Below are 1,271 nucleotides of genomic sequence, written 5' to 3' on the forward strand. Positions count from 1 at the left end.
TCATGGGTGTTGATTAACCAAAAAAAGTAAGCAAAAAAGTGAAAAAGAGGTGCCTTTTTCGGGAAAGTAGTTTGTATCTGACCACAAACTATTTACGAAAAGAGGCGACCTCCTATGAAAAAGTCTATCACACTTCTTCATGTACTAGAACACCTCATTACCAAAGAGGATGTACAGGAGATTTTACAAGACCACGAGTATAAGGATACAGCTCGCAAGCTTTCTGTTCCCATATTATTGCGATTCCTTGTCATGGCGGCCACACATGAATGGAAAAGTTTTCGCCATGCGGCTGATGTGGCTACTGCTCACGGACTCCCGTCCGTTCATTATTCATCCCTGTCTAAAAAAGCTGGCCATGTACCCTATGCCATTTTTAAAGACCTTTTTGCCAAAGCGCTTTCTCGCTGCAACCGTCGGATTCGCCGTTCCATCAGATTTCCCAAAGAGTTATTGCTGATTGACTCAACGACCATAACAGTAGGGGAATCAAGACTGCCTTGGGCTCCGTATCGCGGGAAACGATCCGGTGTCAAACTTCATGTCGCTCTTTTAGAAGCATCGGAGATGCCGTATAAAGTGAGGGAGACGACAGGGTTAGGCCATGATAGCCCCATGATGAAAGAGTTTCTTGACCCGAAATTTATCCTGGTGGCTGACCGTGCTTACTTTCAAATTAAGCGGATCGATACGTTTGTAAAACCAGAAACGAAGCAGCCGTTTGTCATTCGGTTAAAGATGAATGTGGCACTCCATAGAAAAAAATCACTTCGCCGATGGAGCCCAGTGGACTCCAATATTACAGGTGACTTTACTTGTCAGTTGGGTACCCCACAATCACGTTCTACGTCTCGTCACCGCGTTGTAGAATTCAAGGATTTGCGAGGAAAAATCATGCGTGTTGTCACGAATCTTTATGACATAGATGCCGAAATGATTGCCTCCATGTACCAGGCCCGCTGGGCCATTGAGGTCTTTTTTTCGTTGGATAAAGCAGCATTTGAACATACCAACCCTGTTTGGTACAACAGAGAATGCTGTATTTAATCAGTTATACGCTGCCCTCCTTGCTTATGTAGTATTGAAAACACTCTATGAAGAAGGGAAACAGCATCCCTTCATTCAAAGCGCAAGCTTTGTTAGCTTTACCCGCCAGTTTATTGAGGCACAACTTTCTATAGAATGGCAGCTTATTATCCAGACATTTATAAAAAACTATCGAGATTTATACGGGATTATTCTGCCTAAAACTGGATAATCAACACGCGTGG

General features: G+C 43.6%; 1 pseudogene. It reads left to right on the plus strand.

The features are described 5' to 3' along the window. Window positions 1-114: 114 nt before the first annotated feature. Window positions 115-1,258, plus strand: a pseudogene (locus MBEAL2_RS28535) (IS4 family transposase). Window positions 1,259-1,271 lie beyond the last annotated feature (13 nt).

Origin of the sequence: Aneurinibacillus tyrosinisolvens (assembly GCF_001015055.1) — a bacterium.
Classification (GTDB): Bacteria; Bacillota; Bacilli; order Aneurinibacillales; family Aneurinibacillaceae; genus Aneurinibacillus_A; species Aneurinibacillus_A tyrosinisolvens.